Here is a 16,753-nt window from a genome sequence, read left to right on the forward strand (position 1 = left end):
GCGGGGTGGGGGGGCGGCCGTCAGCCGACCGCGCCTTCCATCTGCAGCTCGATCAGCCGGTTGAGCTCCAGGGCGTACTCCATGGGCAGCTCGCGGGCGATCGGCTCGACGAAGCCGCGCACGATCATCGCCATGGCCTCGAACTCCGTCAGGCCACGGCTCATCAGGTAGAAGAGCTGGTCGTCGCTGACCTTGGAGACGGTCGCCTCGTGGCCCATGGAGACGTCGTCCTCGCGGACGTCGACGTAGGGGTAGGTGTCCGACCGGGAGATGGTGTCCACCAGCAGGGCGTCGCAGAGCACGTTCGACTTGGAGCCGTGGGCACCCTCGCCGATCTCGATCAGGCCGCGGTAGGAGGTGCGGCCGCCGCCTCGCGCCACCGACTTGGAGACGATGTTGGAGGAGGTGTTCGGCGCCATGTGGACCATCTTCGCGCCGGCGTCCTGGTGCTGGCCCTCGCCGGAGAAGGCGATGGAGAGGGTCTCGCCCTTGGCGTGCTCGCCCATCAGATAGACGGCCGGGTACTTCATGGTCACCTTGGAGCCGATGTTGCCGTCGACCCACTCCATGGTCGCGCCCTCATAGGCCACGGCCCGCTTGGTGACCAGGTTGTAGACGTTGTTCGACCAGTTCTGGATGGTCGTGTAGCGGCAGCGGCCGCCCTTCTTGACGATGATCTCCACAACGGCGCTGTGCAGCGAGTCCGAGGAGTAGATCGGGGCGGTGCAGCCCTCGACGTAGTGCACGTAGGCGTTCTCGTCGACGATGATCAGCGTGCGCTCGAACTGGCCCATGTTCTCCGTGTTGATACGGAAGTAGGCCTGGAGCGGGATGTCGACGTGGACGCCCGGCGGGACGTAGATGAAGGAGCCACCGGACCACACGGCGGTGTTCAGCGAGGCGAACTTGTTGTCGCCGACGGGGATCACCGTGCCGAAGTACTCCTGGAAGATCTCCGGGTGCTCCTTGAGCGCGGTGTCGGTGTCCAGGAAGAGGACGCCCTGCTCCTCCAGGTCCTCACGGATCTGGTGGTAGACGACCTCCGACTCGTACTGCGCGGCGACACCGGCGACGAGGCGCTGCTTCTCGGCCTCCGGGATGCCCAGCTTGTCGTAGGTGTTCTTGATGTCCGCGGGCAGGTCCTCCCAGGTGGCGGCCTGCTTCTCGGTGGAGCGGACGAAGTACTTGATGTTGTCGAAGTCGATGCCGGAGAGGTCCGAGCCCCAGGTCGGCATGGGCTTCTTGTCGAAGAGCCGCAGGCCCTTCAGACGCAGCTTGAGCATCCACTCCGGCTCGGACTTCTTGGCCGAGATGTCGCGGACGACCTCCTCGGAGAGGCCGCGCTTGGCCGCGGCCCCGGCCACGTCGGAATCGGCCCAGCCGTATTCGTACGTGCCCAGGCCTTCGAGCTCAGGGTGGGCAGTCTCCGTGGGGAGAGTCATGCGGGGTTCCTCCCGGCCGTGCTGGCGGATGCTGTGGTGGTCTCGGTGGTGCGCTGCTTCTCGCTCTGCGGGTTGCCGCGCGGGATGAACGTCGTGCACACCCCGTCGCCGTGGGCGATGGTGGCAAGACGCTGCACATGCGTCCCGAGCAGGCGGGAGAAGACCTCGGTCTCCGCCTCGCACAGCTGCGGGAACTGCTCGGCGACATGGGCGACCGGGCAGTGGTGCTGACAAAGCTGTTCGCCGACCGGCGCGCTACGCGCCGTAGCAGCGTACCCGTCTTCGGTCAATGCCCTGGCAAGGGCCTCCGCGCGGGAATCCGGCGCGACGGCCTCCAGGGCCTTGCGATACCCCTCGGCCTGTGCGGCCATCCGGGCGCGGGCGAAGGCCGCGACCGCGGCCTCGCCCATCTCGCCACCGCCGGCGGCCTGCGCGATCCAGCGCAGGGCGTCCCCGGCGAGCTTGTCGTATGCCTGGTCGAAGGCGTCGCGGCCGCAGTCGGTGAGCGCGAACGCCTTCGCGGGGCGGCCGCGGGTGCGCGCGCCGTAGACCCGCTTCTCGCGGGGCTCGACGACGCCCTCGGCGACCAGGGTGTCGAGGTGGCGGCGGACGGCGGCCTGCGTCAGCTCCAGGCGCACGGCCAGCTCGGCCGCGGTGGACGGGCCGTGGTCGAGGATGGAGCGGGCGACGCGGTTACGGGTGCCGCGCTGCTCGTCGTGAACGCGCTCCTCGTCGCGCGCGGGCACGGAGGCAGACGCGTGAACCCCGGCGGCCGGCCCGGCCGTGGGGTCCTGCGGAGCCTCGCTCGCGTATTTCACAACACCATTGTTGCGTAATTACCGGGATACGGACAAGCCTCACCGGGACCACCCCCCGGTGGCCTCGATCACTAAGGGTCACCTAACCGCCACGGCCAAGATCACCCGCGAGTACGGGGGAATCCCGCACCCCGGGGCGGTCCGGGGGGCCGCCGGGTTCGTAGACTTCCCGCCATGCGCAGCGTCTTCCCGGGGGACAGCCCGGCCGTCCCCCCGCCCCCCGGCCGTGAGCCCGCGGTCGAGGTCCGCGGGCTGGTGAAGCGGTACGGGCCGAAAACCGCCGTCGACGGCCTCGACCTGTCCGTCGCCCGCGGCTCCCTCACCGCCGTGCTCGGCCCCAACGGCGCGGGCAAGACGACCACCGTCGAGACCTGCGAGGGCTACCGCCGCCCCGACGGCGGCACCGTCCGGGTGCTCGGCCTCGACCCGGTCGCCGACGCCGCCGCACTGCGGCCCCGCATCGGCGTGATGCTCCAGAGCGGGGGCGTCTACGCGGGCGCCCGCGCGGAGGAGATGCTGCGCCACACCGCCTCCCTGCACGCCCACCCCCTCGACGTCGGCATGCTCGTCGAGCGGCTCGGCCTGGAGAGCTGCGGGCGGACCGCCTACCGGCGGCTGTCCGGCGGGCAGCAGCAGCGGCTCTCCCTCGCGATGGCCGTCGTCGGCCGCCCCGAGCTGGTCTTCCTCGACGAGCCGACGGCCGGCCTGGACCCCCAGGCCAGGCACGCCACCTGGGACCTGGTGCGCGAGCTGCGCCAGGACGGCGTCACCGTCGTCCTCACCACGCACTACATGGACGAGGCGGAGGCCCTGGCCGACGACGTCGCCATCATCGACAGCGGCAAGGTCATCGCCCAGGGCAGCCCCGAGGAGCTCTGCCGCGGCGGCGCCGAGAACACGCTCCGCTTCAGCGGCCGCCCCTCGCTCGACCTCGCCTCGCTCCTCAAGGCCCTGCCCGCGGACTCCGCCGCGGTGGAGCTCACGCCCGGTACGTACCGGGTCAGCGGCAAGATCGACCCCCAGCTGCTGGCGACGGTCACCATATGGTGCGCGCAGCACGGGGTCATGCCGGACCACATAGCGGTGGAACGGCACACGCTGGAGGACGTCTTCCTCGAACTGACCGGCAAGGAGCTGCGGGCATGAGCACCGAGACGAGCACGAGCGCCGGGACCTTCACGCCCGCGCCCGGGGCCGCGCCGCTGGGCCGGATGATCCGCGCGCAGGCCGCGCTGGAGACCCGGATGCTGCTGCGCAACGGCGAGCAGCTCCTGCTGACCGTCGTCATCCCGACCCTGCTGCTGGTGCTCTTCAGCTCCGTCGACATCGTCGACACGGGCGAGGGTAAGGCCGTCGACTTCCTCGCCCCGGGCGTCCTGGCCCTGGCGGTGCTGTCGACGGCCTTCACCGGCCAGGCCATCGCGACCGGCTTCGAGCGGCGCTACGGCGTCCTGAAGCGGCTCGGCGCCTCCCCGCTGCCGCGCTGGGGCCTGATGACCGCGAAGACCTGCTCCGTGCTGGTCACCGAGGTGCTCCAGATCGTCCTGCTGACGGTGATCGCGTTCGCGCTGGGCTGGTCCCCGCACGGCAACCCCTTCGCCGTCGTCCTGCTGCTCGTGCTCGGCACCGCGGCCTTCTCCGGGCTGGGCCTGCTGATGGCGGGCACCCTCAAGGCCGAGGCGACGCTTGCCGCCGCCAACCTCGTCTTCCTGCTGCTGCTGGTCGGCGGCGGGGTGATCGTGTCGCTGGAGAAGTTCCCGGCCGCCGCCCGGACGGTGCTGGACCTGCTGCCGATCTCCGCGCTCTCGGGCGGCCTGCGGGACGTGCTCCAGCACGGCGCGGGCGTCCCCTGGGCCGACCTGGGCATCCTCGCGGTCTGGGCGGTGCTCGGACTGGGCGCGGCGGCGCGCTTCTTCCGCTGGGAGTGACCGGGGGCGAGCCGGCCCGGCGGACATCGGGCAATTCGCCACGCACCCCCCTCGTGAATCCATGCACAAGCGGGCCCTTACGATGACTCCGTGCCGAATTCGATGAACCCCCTCCAGCTGATCGCCGACCGCTGGCAGCCCTCCGCGCGCTTCGTCCAGCGGGCCGCGCTCGCCTGTGTGGTCATGGCCGTGATCATCGTGGTGACCGGCGGCGCGGTCCGGCTGACCCAGTCGGGGCTCGGCTGCCCGACGTGGCCGACCTGCACCGACGAGAGCCTGACGCCCACGCGCGCGATGGGCATCAACGGAATCATCGAGTTCGGCAACCGCATGCTGACGTACGTCCTGTGCGGCGTCGTCGGGCTCGCGATCATCGCGGCACGCGCGCGTGAGCCGCGCCGGCGCTCCCTGACCCGGCTGGGCTGGGCGCAGTTCTGGATCGTCATGGGCAACGCCGTCGTCGGCGGCGTCACGGTGCTGACGGGCCTCAACCCGTACATCGTCAGCGCCCACTTCCTGCTGTCCACCGCGCTGTTGACCGTCGCCGTGGTGATGTGGCAGCGCAGCCGCGAGGGCGACGCCGAGCCGCGTGACCTGGTGGCCCGTCCGGTGCGGCAGATGAGCTGGCTGCTGGTCGTCGCCAGCGCCCTGCTGATCGTGATCGGCACGGTGGTCACCGGCGCGGGCAAGCACGCGGGCGACGCGTCCAAGAACGTGCACCGGATCCCGCTGAACTGGCGTGAGCTGACGCAGCTGCACGTCGACTTCGTGTTCGTCGTGGTCGGCCTGACCGTCGCCCTGTGGTTCACCCTGCGGGCCGTCAAGGCGGCCGCGGCACCGAGCCGCCGGGTCACCGAGCTGTTCGTCGTGCTGCTGCTCCAGGGCGTCATAGGGTACGTGCAGTACTTCACCGGCCAGCCGGAGCTGATCGTCGGCGCCCACATGCTCGGCTCCTGCCTGGTGTGGATCGCCGTCCTGCGGGTCTTCCTGGCGCTGCGCGACCGCGGCGAGCTCGCCTCCGTGCCCGCCCCCTCCGGCGAGCACGACGCGCTTCAGCCGGCCTCCGTCCCCAGCCGGTAGATCCTGCGGGCGGTGCCGGCGGCGACGAGCGAGGCGATCCGCCCCGCCTCCGCCCACCGGCACACCCCGTCGGCGACCCAGTCGTTCATGAGCCTCTCCATGGCCTGCGAGAAGGTCCGGGCGCCGACCACATAGAGCTCCGCGAGCGCCCGCGCCCCGGTGGAGAACACCAGCTTCCCGAACGGCGCTTCGCTCAGGCTCTCCTCGGGCCGGGTGCCCACGTCCGCGTAGACGTGCGGGAATCCCGCCGCCAGCCGCGCCGCCTGCCGGTGGTGCCAGGGGTCGGGCAGCAGCACCAGATCGGTCCCCAGCCCCTCGGTGGCGCGCAGGAAGGGCGTCACGCGCCGGGGGTCGGGGCAGTGCAGCTGCACGGGCAGCCCGGTGGCGACCGCCGTCCACAGCAGATGGCAGGCGACCACGGGCTCGTCCAGCCGGCCGCCCGGCCGGCGCGTGCGCAGCCAGCGGTCGACGGCCCTGCGGACCTCGGGCGGCTCCGGCGGGGTGCCGTCGCAGCAGCGGATCCCGGAGGCGAAGGCGGTGGCGCCGCGAGCGGCCGCCCACAGCGCCTCGGCGACGTAAGCGGCGAAGGAACCGGCGCTGCCGGAGGTGTCGGCGACCTGTTCGGCCAGCGGTTCGAGCCGTACGACCTCGTGGGCGTGCCCGTTCGCCGCGTACGCCAGCTCCGCGGCCGAGGTGAGGGCGCCGGGCGCCCCGGACTCCAGCAGGAAGGTGCCGATGCCCGCGCCGCGCAGCAGCAGCCGCCCGGCGCGGTAGGCGCCCAGTTCCCGCCGCCGGGCCAGATAGCGCACCGGCGCGCAGTGCGGCTCCAGGCCGAGCAGGGGCGGGCACCAGCGGCGCACGGCGAGGCCGGCGGGGCTGTCGAAGAAGGTGGTGCCGGGCGGTGCGGGGCCGGTGGACCCGGCGGCCGCGGCGAGGTGCGCCTCGAACTTCCCGAGCCCCAGCTCGCCGTGGACCGTGCCGTGGCTGTGCTGATCCACGATCGGCGGCATGCCGTCCATCCGCGCCCTCGCCCCCCGTGCCGAGTCCCGCTCCCGGCGGGTCTAACGGGCGAGGGGGCGCTCAGTTATTGCTGGGGCCGCCGATCTGGATGCCCGCCATACGGGACCATTCGTACGGGCCGGTGCGGACCTTGGCGGCGAACTCGCCGTCGAAGTCGTCGTGGAGGGTGAGTCCGGCGAGCTCGGCGGCCTTCTTCGCCGTCTCCATGGAGGGGGCGACGAGGGTGCCCCACTCGCCGTTGGCGCCGACGAGGGCGATGCGGACGGTGCCGCGGGCGATGTGTGCCAGCTGGCCCTCGGCGGCGCCGCCGTGGTCCTTGGCGAAGGCGCGGATCTGCCGGGCGAGCCGGGCCGCCTTGCGGTCGGCCCGGGCGTCGGGTGCGGTGGCTGCGGCCTGCGTGGTGGTGTCTGCCATGAGCAGGATGCTACCGGTCGGTAATTACCTCAGGAAGGGATCCACGGCCACCGCCGCGAAGAGCAGCGACACATAGGTGATGGACCAGTGGAAGAGGCGCATCTCCTTGAGCTTCGCCCCGGTGATCTCGGCGTTGGCGCGGCCCTGGAGCGCGTGCGCCTCCTTGAGCCACATGCCGCCGAGCACGGCCGCCGTGACCGTGTAGAACCAGCCGGTGTAGCCCAGCGGCTGGAGCGTCAGCGAGACGGCGACCATCACCCAGCTGTAGAGGACGATCTGCCGGGCGACCGCCTTGTTGCCCGCGATGACCGGCAGCATGGGCACGCCCGCGCGCTCGTAGTCGCCCTTGACCTTCATCGACAGCGGCCAGTAGTGCGGCGGCGTCCAGAAGAACATGACAAGGAAGAGGACGAGCGAGGCCCAGGAGACCGAGTTGGTCACGGCGGACCAGCCGATGAGGACCGGCAGGCAGCCCGCGATGCCACCCCAGACGATGTTCTGCGCGGTGCGGCGCTTGAGGAGCATCGTGTAGATGACGACGTAGAAGGCGTTGGCACCCAGCGCCAGCATCGCCGACAGCGGGTTGACCAGGAACCAGAACCAGACGGTGGAGCCGACGGTCAGGGCCGTGGCGAAGACCAGGCACTCCTTCGGCGAGACCATCCCGGTCACCAGGGGGCGCTGGGCCGTGCGCTCCATCAGCGCGTCGATGTCCCGGTCGATGTACATGTTGTACGCGCCGGCGCCGCCCGCGGACAGATAACCGCCGACGCACGTGGCGAGGACCAGCCACAGGTCGGGCACGCCCTGTGCGGCGAGGAACATCACCGGCACGGTGGTCATCAGCAGCAGCTCGATGATCCGCGGCTTGGTCAGCGCCACGAATGCCTTGGCCCGGGCCCCGAACGGCCGGTGACCGGAGGTCTCCGAAAGCACCCCCGCAGGACGGGATTCGACGGCCGTCACGCACACCCCTGACAGAGATAAGGCCAGCAAGCACCTCGGGCGTGATCGACCCGGTAAAGGCTTGCGCTTACCACGCCACTCTAGACGTAGGGGATACCCCGGCCTCCGCCGGGGTGGGGTCGTGTTGGGACCGTAGCGGACCCGATCCGCGCCCGGTCACCGGTGCCCGCGCATCGGACCGGGCCTTTGGGGAACATGACACGGTGGCCCCGTTCGGGAGGCGCCAAGGCGCCCTCCCCGGCAGGCTGGACCCATGACCACCGCAGCCGCGGCGGGAATCTTTGTCATCCGGATCCGGTTGCCCGGGACGTCGGGTCGGGCAGCCGACTGCGTGTCGAAAAGGCGCACTCCCTTGCGGGGTAGGCTCGACAGCGCCGCGTCGTGGCGGAACATACCGCCCCCGGCAATCGAAACATGTGGAGAGGAGCCCTGAACCGAGGGTGAGCACCAAGCCGACCACAACAGACCTCGAGTGGACCGAACTGGACCAGCGGGCCGTCGATACCGCCCGCGTCCTGGCCATGGACTCCGTGCAGAAGGTCGGCAACGGCCATCCGGGCACGGCCATGAGCCTGGCGCCCGCCGCCTATCTGCTGTTCCAGAAGCTGATGCGGCACGACCCGAGCGACGCCGACTGGGCCGGCCGCGACCGGTTCGTCCTCTCCCCCGGCCACACCAGCCTCACGCTCTACGTCCAGCTCTTCCTGGCCGGTTACGGCCTTGAGCTTTCGGACCTGAAGGCCTTCCGCACCTGGGGCAGCAAGACCCCGGGTCACCCGGAGCACGGCCACACCCGCGGCGTGGAGACCACCACCGGCCCGCTGGGCCAGGGCATCGCCAACGCCGTGGGCATGGCGATGGCCGCCCGCTACGAGCGCGGCCTGTTCGACCCGGAGGCCCCGAAGGGCGCCTCCCCGTTCGACCACACCATCTGGGCGATCGTCTCCGACGGCGACCTGGAGGAGGGCATCTCCGCCGAGGCGTCCTCGCTGGCCGGTCACCAGAAGCTCGGCAACATCGTCGCGCTCTACGACGACAACCACATCTCGATCGAGGGCGACACCGAGACCGCCTTCTCCGAGGACGTCCTGGCGCGCTACGAGGCGTACGGCTGGCACGTCCAGCGCATCGAGCAGGCCGAGAACGGCGACTTCGACGTCCAGGCCCTCTACGCCGCCCTGAAGGCGGCGCAGGAGGAGACCGAGCGTCCCTCGATCATCGCGGCACGCACGATCATCGCCTGGCCGGCCCCGAACGCCCAGAACACCGAGGCCTCGCACGGCTCGGCCCTCGGCGACGCCGAGGTGGCCGCCACCAAGCGCGTCCTGGGCTTCGACCCGGAGCAGACCTTCCAGGTCGAGGACGAGGTCTTCGCGCACGCCCGCAAGGTCGTCGACCGCGGCCGTGAGGCCCACGCGACCTGGGACAAGCAGCTCCAGGAGTGGCGCTCCGCCAACCCCGAGCGCGCCGCCGAGCTGGACCGCATCACCGCGGGCGAGCTGCCCGACGGCTGGGAGCACGCGCTCCCCGTCTTCCCGGCCGGCAAGGACGTCGCGACCCGCAAGGCGTCCGGCGAGGTCCTCAAGGCGCTGGGCGGCGTGCTGCCCGAGCTGTGGGGCGGCTCCGCCGACCTCGCCGGCTCGAACAACACCACGATCGACGCGTCGTCCTCGTTCCTCCCGGAGGGCAACCCGCTCCCCGAGGCGAGCCCGTACGGCCGCACGATCCACTTCGGCATCCGCGAGCACGCCATGGGTTCGACCATGAACGGCATCGCGCTGCACGGCAACACCCGCGTCTACGGCGGCACCTTCCTGGTGTTCTCCGACTACATGCGCCCGGCCGTCCGCCTGGCCGCCCTGATGAAGCTGCCGGTCACCTACGTGTGGACGCACGACTCCATCGGTCTCGGCGAGGACGGCCCGACCCACCAGCCGGTCGAGCACATGGCCGCGCTGCGGGCCATCCCGGGCCTGAACATGGTCCGCCCGGCCGACGCCAACGAGACGGCGATCGCCTGGCGCGAGATCACCAAGCGCCACACCACGAACCCGGCGCCGCACGGTCTGGCCCTGACCCGCCAGAACGTCCCGACGTACGAGGCCAACGAGGGCGCCGCCAAGGGCGGCTACGTCCTCTTCGAGGCCGAGGGCGGCCGGCCGCAGGTGATCCTGATCGGCACCGGCTCCGAGGTCCAGCTGGCCGTCGAGGCCCGTGACGTGCTCCAGGCGGAGGGCATCCCGACCCGCGTGGTCTCCATGCCGTCCGTCGAGTGGTTCGAGGAGCAGGACCAGGCGTACCGCGACGGCGTGCTGCTGCCGGACGTCAAGGCCCGCGTGGCCGTCGAGGCGGGCATCGGCCTGACCTGGCACCGGTTCGTCGGCGACGCCGGCCGGATCGTCTCGCTGGAGCACTTCGGTGCCTCCGCGGACTACAAGATCCTCTACCGCGAGTTCGGTCTGACCTCCGAGGCCGTCGTGGCCGCCGCCCGCGAGTCGATCGAGCTCGCCGACGCCAACCGTCGCTGACGCGACCGCTTCCACTAGTAGGAGATGCAATCCCGATGACAGACGCACTCAAGCGCCTCTCCGACGAAGGCGTCGCGATCTGGCTGGACGACCTGTCCCGCAAGCGCATCACGTCCGGCAACCTGGCCGAGCTGATCGACCAGAGCCACGTCGTGGGTGTCACCACCAACCCGTCGATCTTCCAGAAGGCGATCTCCGGCGGCGACGGCTACGAGCAGCAGCTCACCGACCTCGCGGCCCGCAAGGTCACCGTCGAAGAGGCGATCCGCATGATCACGACGGCGGACGTCCGTGACGCCGCCGACATCCTGCGCCCGGTCTTCGACGCGACCGACGGCCAGGACGGCCGGGTCTCCATCGAGGTCGACCCGCGCCTGGCGCACGAGACGACGGCCACCGTCGCCGAGGCCAAGCAGCTGGCCTGGCTGGTGGACCGCCCCAACACCCTGATCAAGATCCCGGCGACCAAGGCGGGCCTGCCGGCCATCGCCGAGGTGATCGGCAAGGGCATCAGCGTCAACGTCACGCTGATCTTCTCGCTGGAGCGCTACCGCGCGGTCATGGACGCCTACCTGACGGGTCTGGAGAAGGCCAAGGCCGCGGGCTTGGACCTGTCGCTGATCCACTCGGTCGCGTCCTTCTTCGTGTCCCGCGTGGACAGCGAGATCGACAAGCGCCTGGACGCGCTGGGCACCGACGAGGCCAAGGCGCTGCGCGGCAAGGCCGCCCTGGCCAACGCCCGCCTCGCCTACCAGGCGTACGAGGAGGTCTTCTCCTCCGACCGCTGGGCCGCCCTGGAGAAGCTGGGCGCCAACAAGCAGCGTCCGCTGTGGGCCTCGACCGGCGTCAAGGACCCGGCCTACAAGGACACGCTGTACGTGGACGACCTGGTCGCCCCGAACACGGTCAACACCATGCCGGAGGCCACCCTGGAGGCCACGGCCGACCACGGGCAGATCACCGGCGACACGGTGCGCGGCACGTACGAGCAGGCCAAGGCCGAGCTCGACGCGCTCGCCAAGCTGGGCATCTCGTACGACGAGGTCGTCCAGCTGCTCGAGGACGAGGGCGTCGACAAGTTCGAGCAGTCCTGGAACGACCTTCTGAAGTCCACCGAGGCGGAGCTCAAGCGCCTCGCCCCGGAGGCGTGAGTTGAGCACAAGCAGCAATCCGCTGCGTGACGCTCAGGACCGACGGCTCCCGCGTATCGCGGGGCCGTCGGGCCTGGTCATCTTTGGCGTCACGGGCGATTTGTCCCGAAAAAAGCTGATGCCCGCAGTCTACGACCTCGCGAACCGGGGCCTGCTGCCGCCGGGCTTCTCGCTCATCGGCTTCGCGCGCCGCGACTGGGAGACCGAGGACTTCGCCCAGATCGTGCACGACGCCGTCAAGGAGCACGCGCGCACGCCCTTCCGTGAGGAGGTCTGGCAGCAGCTGGTGCAGGGCTGCCGGTTCGTGCAGGGCGACTTCGACGACGACGAGGCGTTCGAGACCCTCAAGGACACCATCTACGAACTCGACAAGGCACAGGGCACCGGCGGCAACTTCGCCTTCTACCTGTCCGTGCCGCCGAAGTTCTTCCCCAAGGTCGTCCAGCAGCTGAAGAAGCACGGCCTGGCCGACCAGAAGGAGGGCTCCTGGCGGCGTGCCGTCATCGAGAAGCCCTTCGGTCACGATCTGGCCTCCGCGCAGGAGCTCAACCGGATCGTCCACGAGGTCTTCCCGCCCGAAGAGGTCTTCCGGATCGACCACTACCTGGGCAAGGAGACCGTCCAGAACATCCTGGCGCTCCGCTTCGCCAACACCCTCTTCGAGCCGATCTGGAACCGGTCCTACGTCGACCACGTGCAGATCACCATGGCCGAGGACATCGGCATCGGCGGCCGCGCGGGCTACTACGACGGCATCGGCGCCGCCCGTGACGTCATCCAGAACCACCTGCTCCAGCTGCTGGCGCTGACCGCCATGGAGGAGCCCGCCTCCTTCGAGGCCGACGCGCTGGTCGCGGAGAAGACCAAGGTGCTGGGCGCCGTGCGGCTGCCCAAGGACCTCGGCAAGGAGACCGTCCGCGGGCAGTACGCGCACGGCTGGCAGGGCGGCGAGGAGGTCGTCGGCTACCTCGAAGAGGACGGCATCGACCCGGCGTCCAAGACCGACACCTACGCCGCGATCAAGCTGGAGATCGACAACCGCCGCTGGGCGGGCGTCCCCTTCTACCTCCGCACGGGCAAGCGGCTCGGCCGCCGCGTCACCGAGATCGCGGTGGTCTTCCAGCGCGCGCCGCACTCGCCCTTCGACCACACCGCCACCGAGGAGCTGGGGCAGAACGCCCTGGTCATCCGGGTGCAGCCGGACGAGGGCGTCACCCTGAGGTTCGGTTCGAAGGTGCCGGGCACCTCGATGGAGGTCCGGGACGTCTCGATGGACTTCGCCTACGGCGAGTCCTTCACCGAGTCCAGCCCCGAGGCGTACGAGCGGCTCATCCTCGATGTGCTCCTCGGCGACGCCAACCTCTTCCCGCGCCTGCGGGAGGTCGAGCTGTCCTGGCAGATCCTCGACCCGATCGAGCAGTACTGGGAATCCAACGGCAAGCCCGCGTCCTACCCGGCAGGCACCTGGGGCCCCGTCGAGGCGGACGAGATGCTCGCACGTGACGGACGGAGCTGGCGCCGGCCATGAAAATCGACCTGACGGACACCACGTCCAGCAAGATCAACAACGCGCTGGTCCAGGGCCGCCGCGCCATCGGCACCCCCGCCATCGGCATGGTGCTGACCCTGGTCATCGTCACCGACGAGGAGCACGCCTACGACGCGCTGAAGGCGGCCAACGAGGCCTCCCGCGAGCACCCCTCGCGCAAGCTCGTCGTCATCAAGCGGGTCAGCCGCTCCCCCCGCGACCGCGCCAAGGCCCGCCTCGACGCGGAGGTCCGCGTGGGCACCTCGGCGGGCACCGGCGAGACCGTGGTGCTGCGGCTCTACGGCGACGTCATCGACCACGCCCAGTCGGTCGTGCTGCCGCTGCTGCTGCCCGACGCCCCCGTGGTCGTCTGGTGGCCGGTGGCCTCCCCCGCCAACCCCGAGAAGGACCCGCTGGGTTCGCTCGCCCAGCGCCGGGTCACCGACGCCTACGCCGCCGAGGACCCCCTCACGGAGCTGGCGGCCCGCGCGGCGCACTACGCGCCGGGCGACACCGACCTGGCCTGGACCCGCATCACGCCCTGGCGCTCGATGCTCGCGGCCGCGCTCGACCAGCAGCAGGTCGAGATCGTCTCCGCCGACGTCACGGGCGAGGGCTACAACCCCAGCGGCGAGCTGCTCGCGATGTGGCTCGCCGACCGCCTCGGCATCCCGGTCAGCCGGACCGTCTCCGACGGGCCGGGCCTGACGGCCGTGCGCATGGAGTCCAAGAACGGCACCATCGTGCTGGACCGCCCGGACGGCTCCCTGGCCACGCTCTCCATGCCGGGCCAGCCCGACCGCGCGGTGGCGCTCAACCGGCGCGACACCGCCGAGCTCCTCGCCGAGGAACTGCGGCGGCTCGACCCGGACGACACCTACGCCTCCGCGCTGAAGTACGGCGTGGAGCGGCTCGGCGACGGCGGCAAGAGTGCGGCACCGGCCGCGGCGGCGGCGAAGACGGCCGAGGCCGCCCCGGAGGCTCCCGAGGCTCCGCAGGCGGAGACCGCCGAGACCGGTGCGGCCGCCGAGGCCAAGCCCGCGCCCGCCAGGAAGACCGGCGGCAAGAAGGCGGCCGGCAAGTGAGCGCTCCGCAGATCGTCGTCCACCGGGACAAGGAGCTGATGGCGCAGGCCGCGGCGGCCCGGCTGATCACGAAGATCGTGGACGCGCAGGCCGCCCGGGGCTCCGCCTCCGTCGTCCTCACGGGCGGGCGCAACGGCAACGGGCTGCTCGCGGCCCTCGCCGGGGCGCCCGCGCGCGACGCGGTGGACTGGTCCCGGCTGGACCTGTGGTGGGGCGACGAGCGCTTCCTGCCCGAGGGCGACCCCGAGCGCAATGTGACCCAGGCGCGCGAGGCGCTCCTGGACTCGGTGCCGCTGGACCCCGCACGGGTGCACGTGATGCCCCCGTCCGGTGACCGGTACGGCAATGACGCGGACGCCGCGGCGGAGGCGTACGCCGCCGAACTCGCGGCCGCCGCGCGGCCCGAGGACCACGGCCCCGTGCCGTCCTTCGACGTGCTGCTGCTGGGCGTCGGCCCGGACACGCACGTGGCGTCGCTGTTCCCGGAACTGCCGGGCGTACGGGAGACCGAGCGCACGGTCATCGGCGTGCACGGCGCGCCGAAGCCGCCGCCGACGAGGGTCTCCCTGACCCTCCCGGCGATCCGCGCGGCCCGCGAGGTCTGGCTCCTCGCGGCGGGCGAGGACAAGGCGAACGCGGTCGCGATGGCACTGTCGGGCGCGGGCGAGATCCAGGCACCGGCGGCGGGCGCGTACGGCACCCGCCGGACGCTCTGGCTTCTGGACCGTGCCGCGGCGGCACAGCTGCCGCGGAGCTTGTACCCTCCGGCTTCGTCCTGACGCCGGCGACGCCGCTGTAGGTGCGGGAAGGGGCGGGGCGGGGGATTTTCCCCCAGCCTCGCCCCTTCCCACTGCATCTGACGTACGGCTCCGCCGCGTGGGGCTCCGCCCCAGGTCCGGGTGGGTTGGCGCCTGCGGCGCTTTGTTCCCCTATCCCGCCCCTTCCCGGCTGCGTCTGATATGCGGCTCCGCCGCGTGGGGGCGCTGCCCCAGACCCCGACGTGCGGGCCCGTTGCCGCCTGCGGCGGGAGCTCCCCCAGCTACCGCTGGGGGAGTTTGAGGACACCGCGCGAAGCGCGGTCAGGGGGTCTGGGGGGCGCAGCCCCCAGGGGCCAACGGCTAGCGCCCCCGCAGCTCCCGGTAGCGCGCGACCAGCGCAGCCGTGGACGCGTCCAGTCCAGGTACATCGGAGCCGGCGCTGAGCGCCGGCTCCACCCGCTTGGCGAGGACCTTGCCGAGCTCGACGCCCCACTGGTCGAAGGAGTCGATGTTCCAGACAGCGCCCTGGACGAACACCTTGTGCTCGTAGAGCGCGATCAGCTGCCCGAGCACCGACGGCGTCAGCTCGCTCGCGAGGATCGTGGTCGTCGGGTGGTTGCCCCGGAACGTCTTGTGCGGCACGAGCTCCGCCGGGACGCCCTCCGCGGCGACCTCCTCCGCGGTCTTGCCGAAGGCGAGCGCCTGACCCTGGGCGAAGAGATTGGCCATCAGCAGGTCGTGCTGGGCGACCAGACCCGGCAGCAGGTCGTCCACCGGCTTGGCGAAGCCGATGAAGTCCGCCGGGATCAGCTTCGTGCCCTGGTGGATCAACTGGTAATAGGCGTGCTGCCCGTTGGTGCCCGGCGTGCCCCAGACGACCGGCCCGGTCTGCCAGTTGACGGGATTGCCCTCACGGTCGACGGACTTGCCGTTGGACTCCATGTCGAGCTGCTGGAGATAGGCCGCGAACTTCGACAGGTAGTGGCTGTAGGGCAGCACCGCGTGCGACTGCGCGCCATGGAAGTTGCCGTACCAGATGCCGAGCAGGCCCAGCAGCAGCGGGACGTTCTCCTCGGGCGGCGCGCACCGGAAGTGCTCGTCGACCAGGTGGAAGCCGGCGAGCATCTCGCGGAAGTGGTCCGGCCCGATGGCGAGCATCAGGGACAGGCCGATGGCCGAGTCGTACGAATAGCGGCCGCCGACCCAGTCCCAGAACTCGAACATGTTCGTCGGGTCGATGCCGAACTCCGACACCTTCCGCTCGTTCGTCGACAGCGCCACGAAGTGCTTGGCGACGGCGTCCTCGCCCGCCCCGAGCCCCGTCAGCAGCCAGTTGCGCGCCGAGGTGGCATTGGTGATCGTCTCGATCGTGGTGAAGGTCTTCGAGGCGATGATGAACAGCGTCTCGGCCGGGTCGAGGTCCCGGACGGCCTCGTGCAGGTCCGCGCCGTCGACGTTGGAGACGAAACGGAACGTCAGGTCGCGCGCCGTGTAGGCCCGCAGCGCCTCGTAGGCCATCGCCGGGCCGAGGTCGGAGCCGCCGATGCCGATGTTGACGACGTTCTTGATGGGCTTGCCGGTGTGACCCTTCCAGTCACCGGAGCGCACCCGGTCGGTGAAGACCTGCATCTTGCGCAGCACGGCGTGCACGGCGGGGACGACGTTCTCGCCGTCCGACTTGATCACCGCCGACTCGGGGGCGCGCAGCGCGGTGTGCAGCACGGCGCGGTCCTCGGTGGTGTTGATCTTCTCGCCGCGGAACATCGCGTCCCGCAGCTCCGCCACCCCGGCCGACGCCGCCAGCTCGCGCAGCAGGCGCAGCGTCTCGTCGGTCACCAGGTGCTTGGAATAGTCGACGTGCAGATCGCCGACGGTGAGCGTCAAGCGCCCGGCCCGCTGGGGATCATCCGCGAACAGCTGTCGCAGGTGCACCTCCCCGAGCTCGTCCCGGTGCTTGGCCAGTGCGTTCCACTCAGGCGTCTGGTCGAGCCTGCGGCCCTCTGCGTTCATCTCGGACATCAGCCCATTCTTCTCG

The 16,753-nt window shown here is 71.1% G+C and carries 14 protein-coding genes; 8 read left to right on the forward strand and 6 right to left on the reverse strand.

Annotated elements, in window-relative coordinates:
- Positions 1–20: 20 nt before the first annotated feature.
- Positions 21–1,442: a Fe-S cluster assembly protein SufB gene (sufB, locus tag ACFY1P_RS23185; RefSeq protein ID WP_361527921.1), complete on the reverse strand. Its 1,422-nt coding sequence runs from the start codon at positions 1,440–1,442 to the stop codon at positions 21–23.
- Entirely contained in the window at positions 1,439–2,260 is an 822-nt protein-coding gene (locus ACFY1P_RS23190; protein WP_390751745.1) for a helix-turn-helix transcriptional regulator, read from the reverse strand. Before ACFY1P_RS23190 ends, sufB begins: the two co-directional genes overlap by 4 nt.
- A gap of 174 nt (positions 2,261–2,434) precedes the next feature.
- Between ACFY1P_RS23190 and ACFY1P_RS23195 the strand changes: the two genes are divergently transcribed.
- The 3 genes from ACFY1P_RS23195 (at position 2,435) to ACFY1P_RS23205 (ending at position 5,268) form a co-directional block, all read left to right on the forward strand.
- Positions 2,435–3,406: an ABC transporter ATP-binding protein gene (locus ACFY1P_RS23195; protein WP_390751746.1), complete on the forward strand. Its 972-nt coding sequence runs from the start codon at positions 2,435–2,437 to the stop codon at positions 3,404–3,406.
- Positions 3,403–4,188, forward strand: coding sequence for an ABC transporter permease (locus ACFY1P_RS23200; RefSeq protein WP_390751747.1), 786 nt, complete (start codon positions 3,403–3,405; stop codon positions 4,186–4,188). Before ACFY1P_RS23195 ends, ACFY1P_RS23200 begins: the two co-directional genes overlap by 4 nt.
- Before the next feature lie 90 nt (positions 4,189–4,278).
- On the forward strand, positions 4,279–5,268 hold the full coding sequence (locus ACFY1P_RS23205) for a COX15/CtaA family protein (protein WP_361527927.1): 990 nt from the start codon (positions 4,279–4,281) through the stop codon (positions 5,266–5,268).
- Here the strand turns inward: ACFY1P_RS23205 and ACFY1P_RS23210 are convergent.
- The 3 genes from ACFY1P_RS23210 to ACFY1P_RS23220 all read right to left on the reverse strand — a co-directional run bounded on the left by ACFY1P_RS23210 (position 5,241) and on the right by ACFY1P_RS23220 (position 7,668).
- A complete protein-coding gene (locus ACFY1P_RS23210; protein WP_361527929.1) occupies positions 5,241–6,287 on the reverse strand; it encodes an amidohydrolase in 1,047 nt (348 codons plus the stop codon). The two genes, ACFY1P_RS23205 and ACFY1P_RS23210, sit on opposite strands and share 28 nt — an antisense overlap.
- A gap of 61 nt (positions 6,288–6,348) precedes the next feature.
- Positions 6,349–6,702, reverse strand: a complete 354-nt coding sequence (locus ACFY1P_RS23215) for a hypothetical protein (RefSeq protein WP_361527931.1) — start codon at positions 6,700–6,702, stop codon at positions 6,349–6,351.
- A 24-nt stretch (positions 6,703–6,726) separates the two neighbouring features.
- Positions 6,727–7,668 carry a heme o synthase gene (locus ACFY1P_RS23220; protein WP_361527933.1) on the reverse strand — a complete coding sequence of 314 codons (942 nt, stop codon included), beginning with the start codon at positions 7,666–7,668 and terminating at the stop codon, positions 6,727–6,729.
- Positions 7,669–8,108: 440 nt separating this feature from the next.
- On the opposite strand from ACFY1P_RS23220, the gene tkt reads away from it, so the two are divergent.
- Genes tkt through pgl form a run of 5 tightly spaced genes read left to right on the forward strand, consistent with a single transcriptional unit; the run spans position 8,109 to position 14,739 of the window.
- Positions 8,109–10,196 carry a transketolase gene (tkt, locus tag ACFY1P_RS23225; RefSeq protein ID WP_390751748.1) on the forward strand — a complete coding sequence of 696 codons (2,088 nt, stop codon included), beginning with the start codon at positions 8,109–8,111 and terminating at the stop codon, positions 10,194–10,196.
- 35 nt (positions 10,197–10,231) lie between these two features.
- Positions 10,232–11,347, forward strand: a complete 1,116-nt coding sequence (gene tal, locus ACFY1P_RS23230) for a transaldolase (protein WP_361527937.1) — start codon at positions 10,232–10,234, stop codon at positions 11,345–11,347.
- 1 nt (position 11,348) lies between these two features.
- A complete protein-coding gene (gene zwf, locus ACFY1P_RS23235) occupies positions 11,349–12,875 on the forward strand; it encodes a glucose-6-phosphate dehydrogenase (RefSeq protein WP_361527939.1) in 1,527 nt (508 codons plus the stop codon).
- Positions 12,872–13,960 carry a glucose-6-phosphate dehydrogenase assembly protein OpcA gene (gene opcA, locus ACFY1P_RS23240; protein WP_361527941.1) on the forward strand — a complete coding sequence of 363 codons (1,089 nt, stop codon included), beginning with the start codon at positions 12,872–12,874 and terminating at the stop codon, positions 13,958–13,960. Before zwf ends, opcA begins: the two co-directional genes overlap by 4 nt.
- Positions 13,957–14,739, forward strand: coding sequence for a 6-phosphogluconolactonase (gene pgl, locus ACFY1P_RS23245; RefSeq protein ID WP_361527943.1), 783 nt, complete (start codon positions 13,957–13,959; stop codon positions 14,737–14,739). The genes opcA and pgl overlap by 4 nt, the downstream gene beginning before the upstream one ends.
- 339 nt (positions 14,740–15,078) lie before the next feature.
- On the opposite strand, the gene pgi is transcribed toward pgl, so the two are convergent.
- A complete protein-coding gene (gene pgi / locus ACFY1P_RS23250) occupies positions 15,079–16,728 on the reverse strand; it encodes a glucose-6-phosphate isomerase (RefSeq protein WP_390751777.1) in 1,650 nt (549 codons plus the stop codon).
- Between the last annotated feature and the right edge of the window lie 25 nt (positions 16,729–16,753).

This window comes from Streptomyces sp. NPDC001407, assembly GCF_042895325.1.
GTDB lineage: Bacteria > Actinomycetota > Actinomycetes > Streptomycetales > Streptomycetaceae > Streptomyces.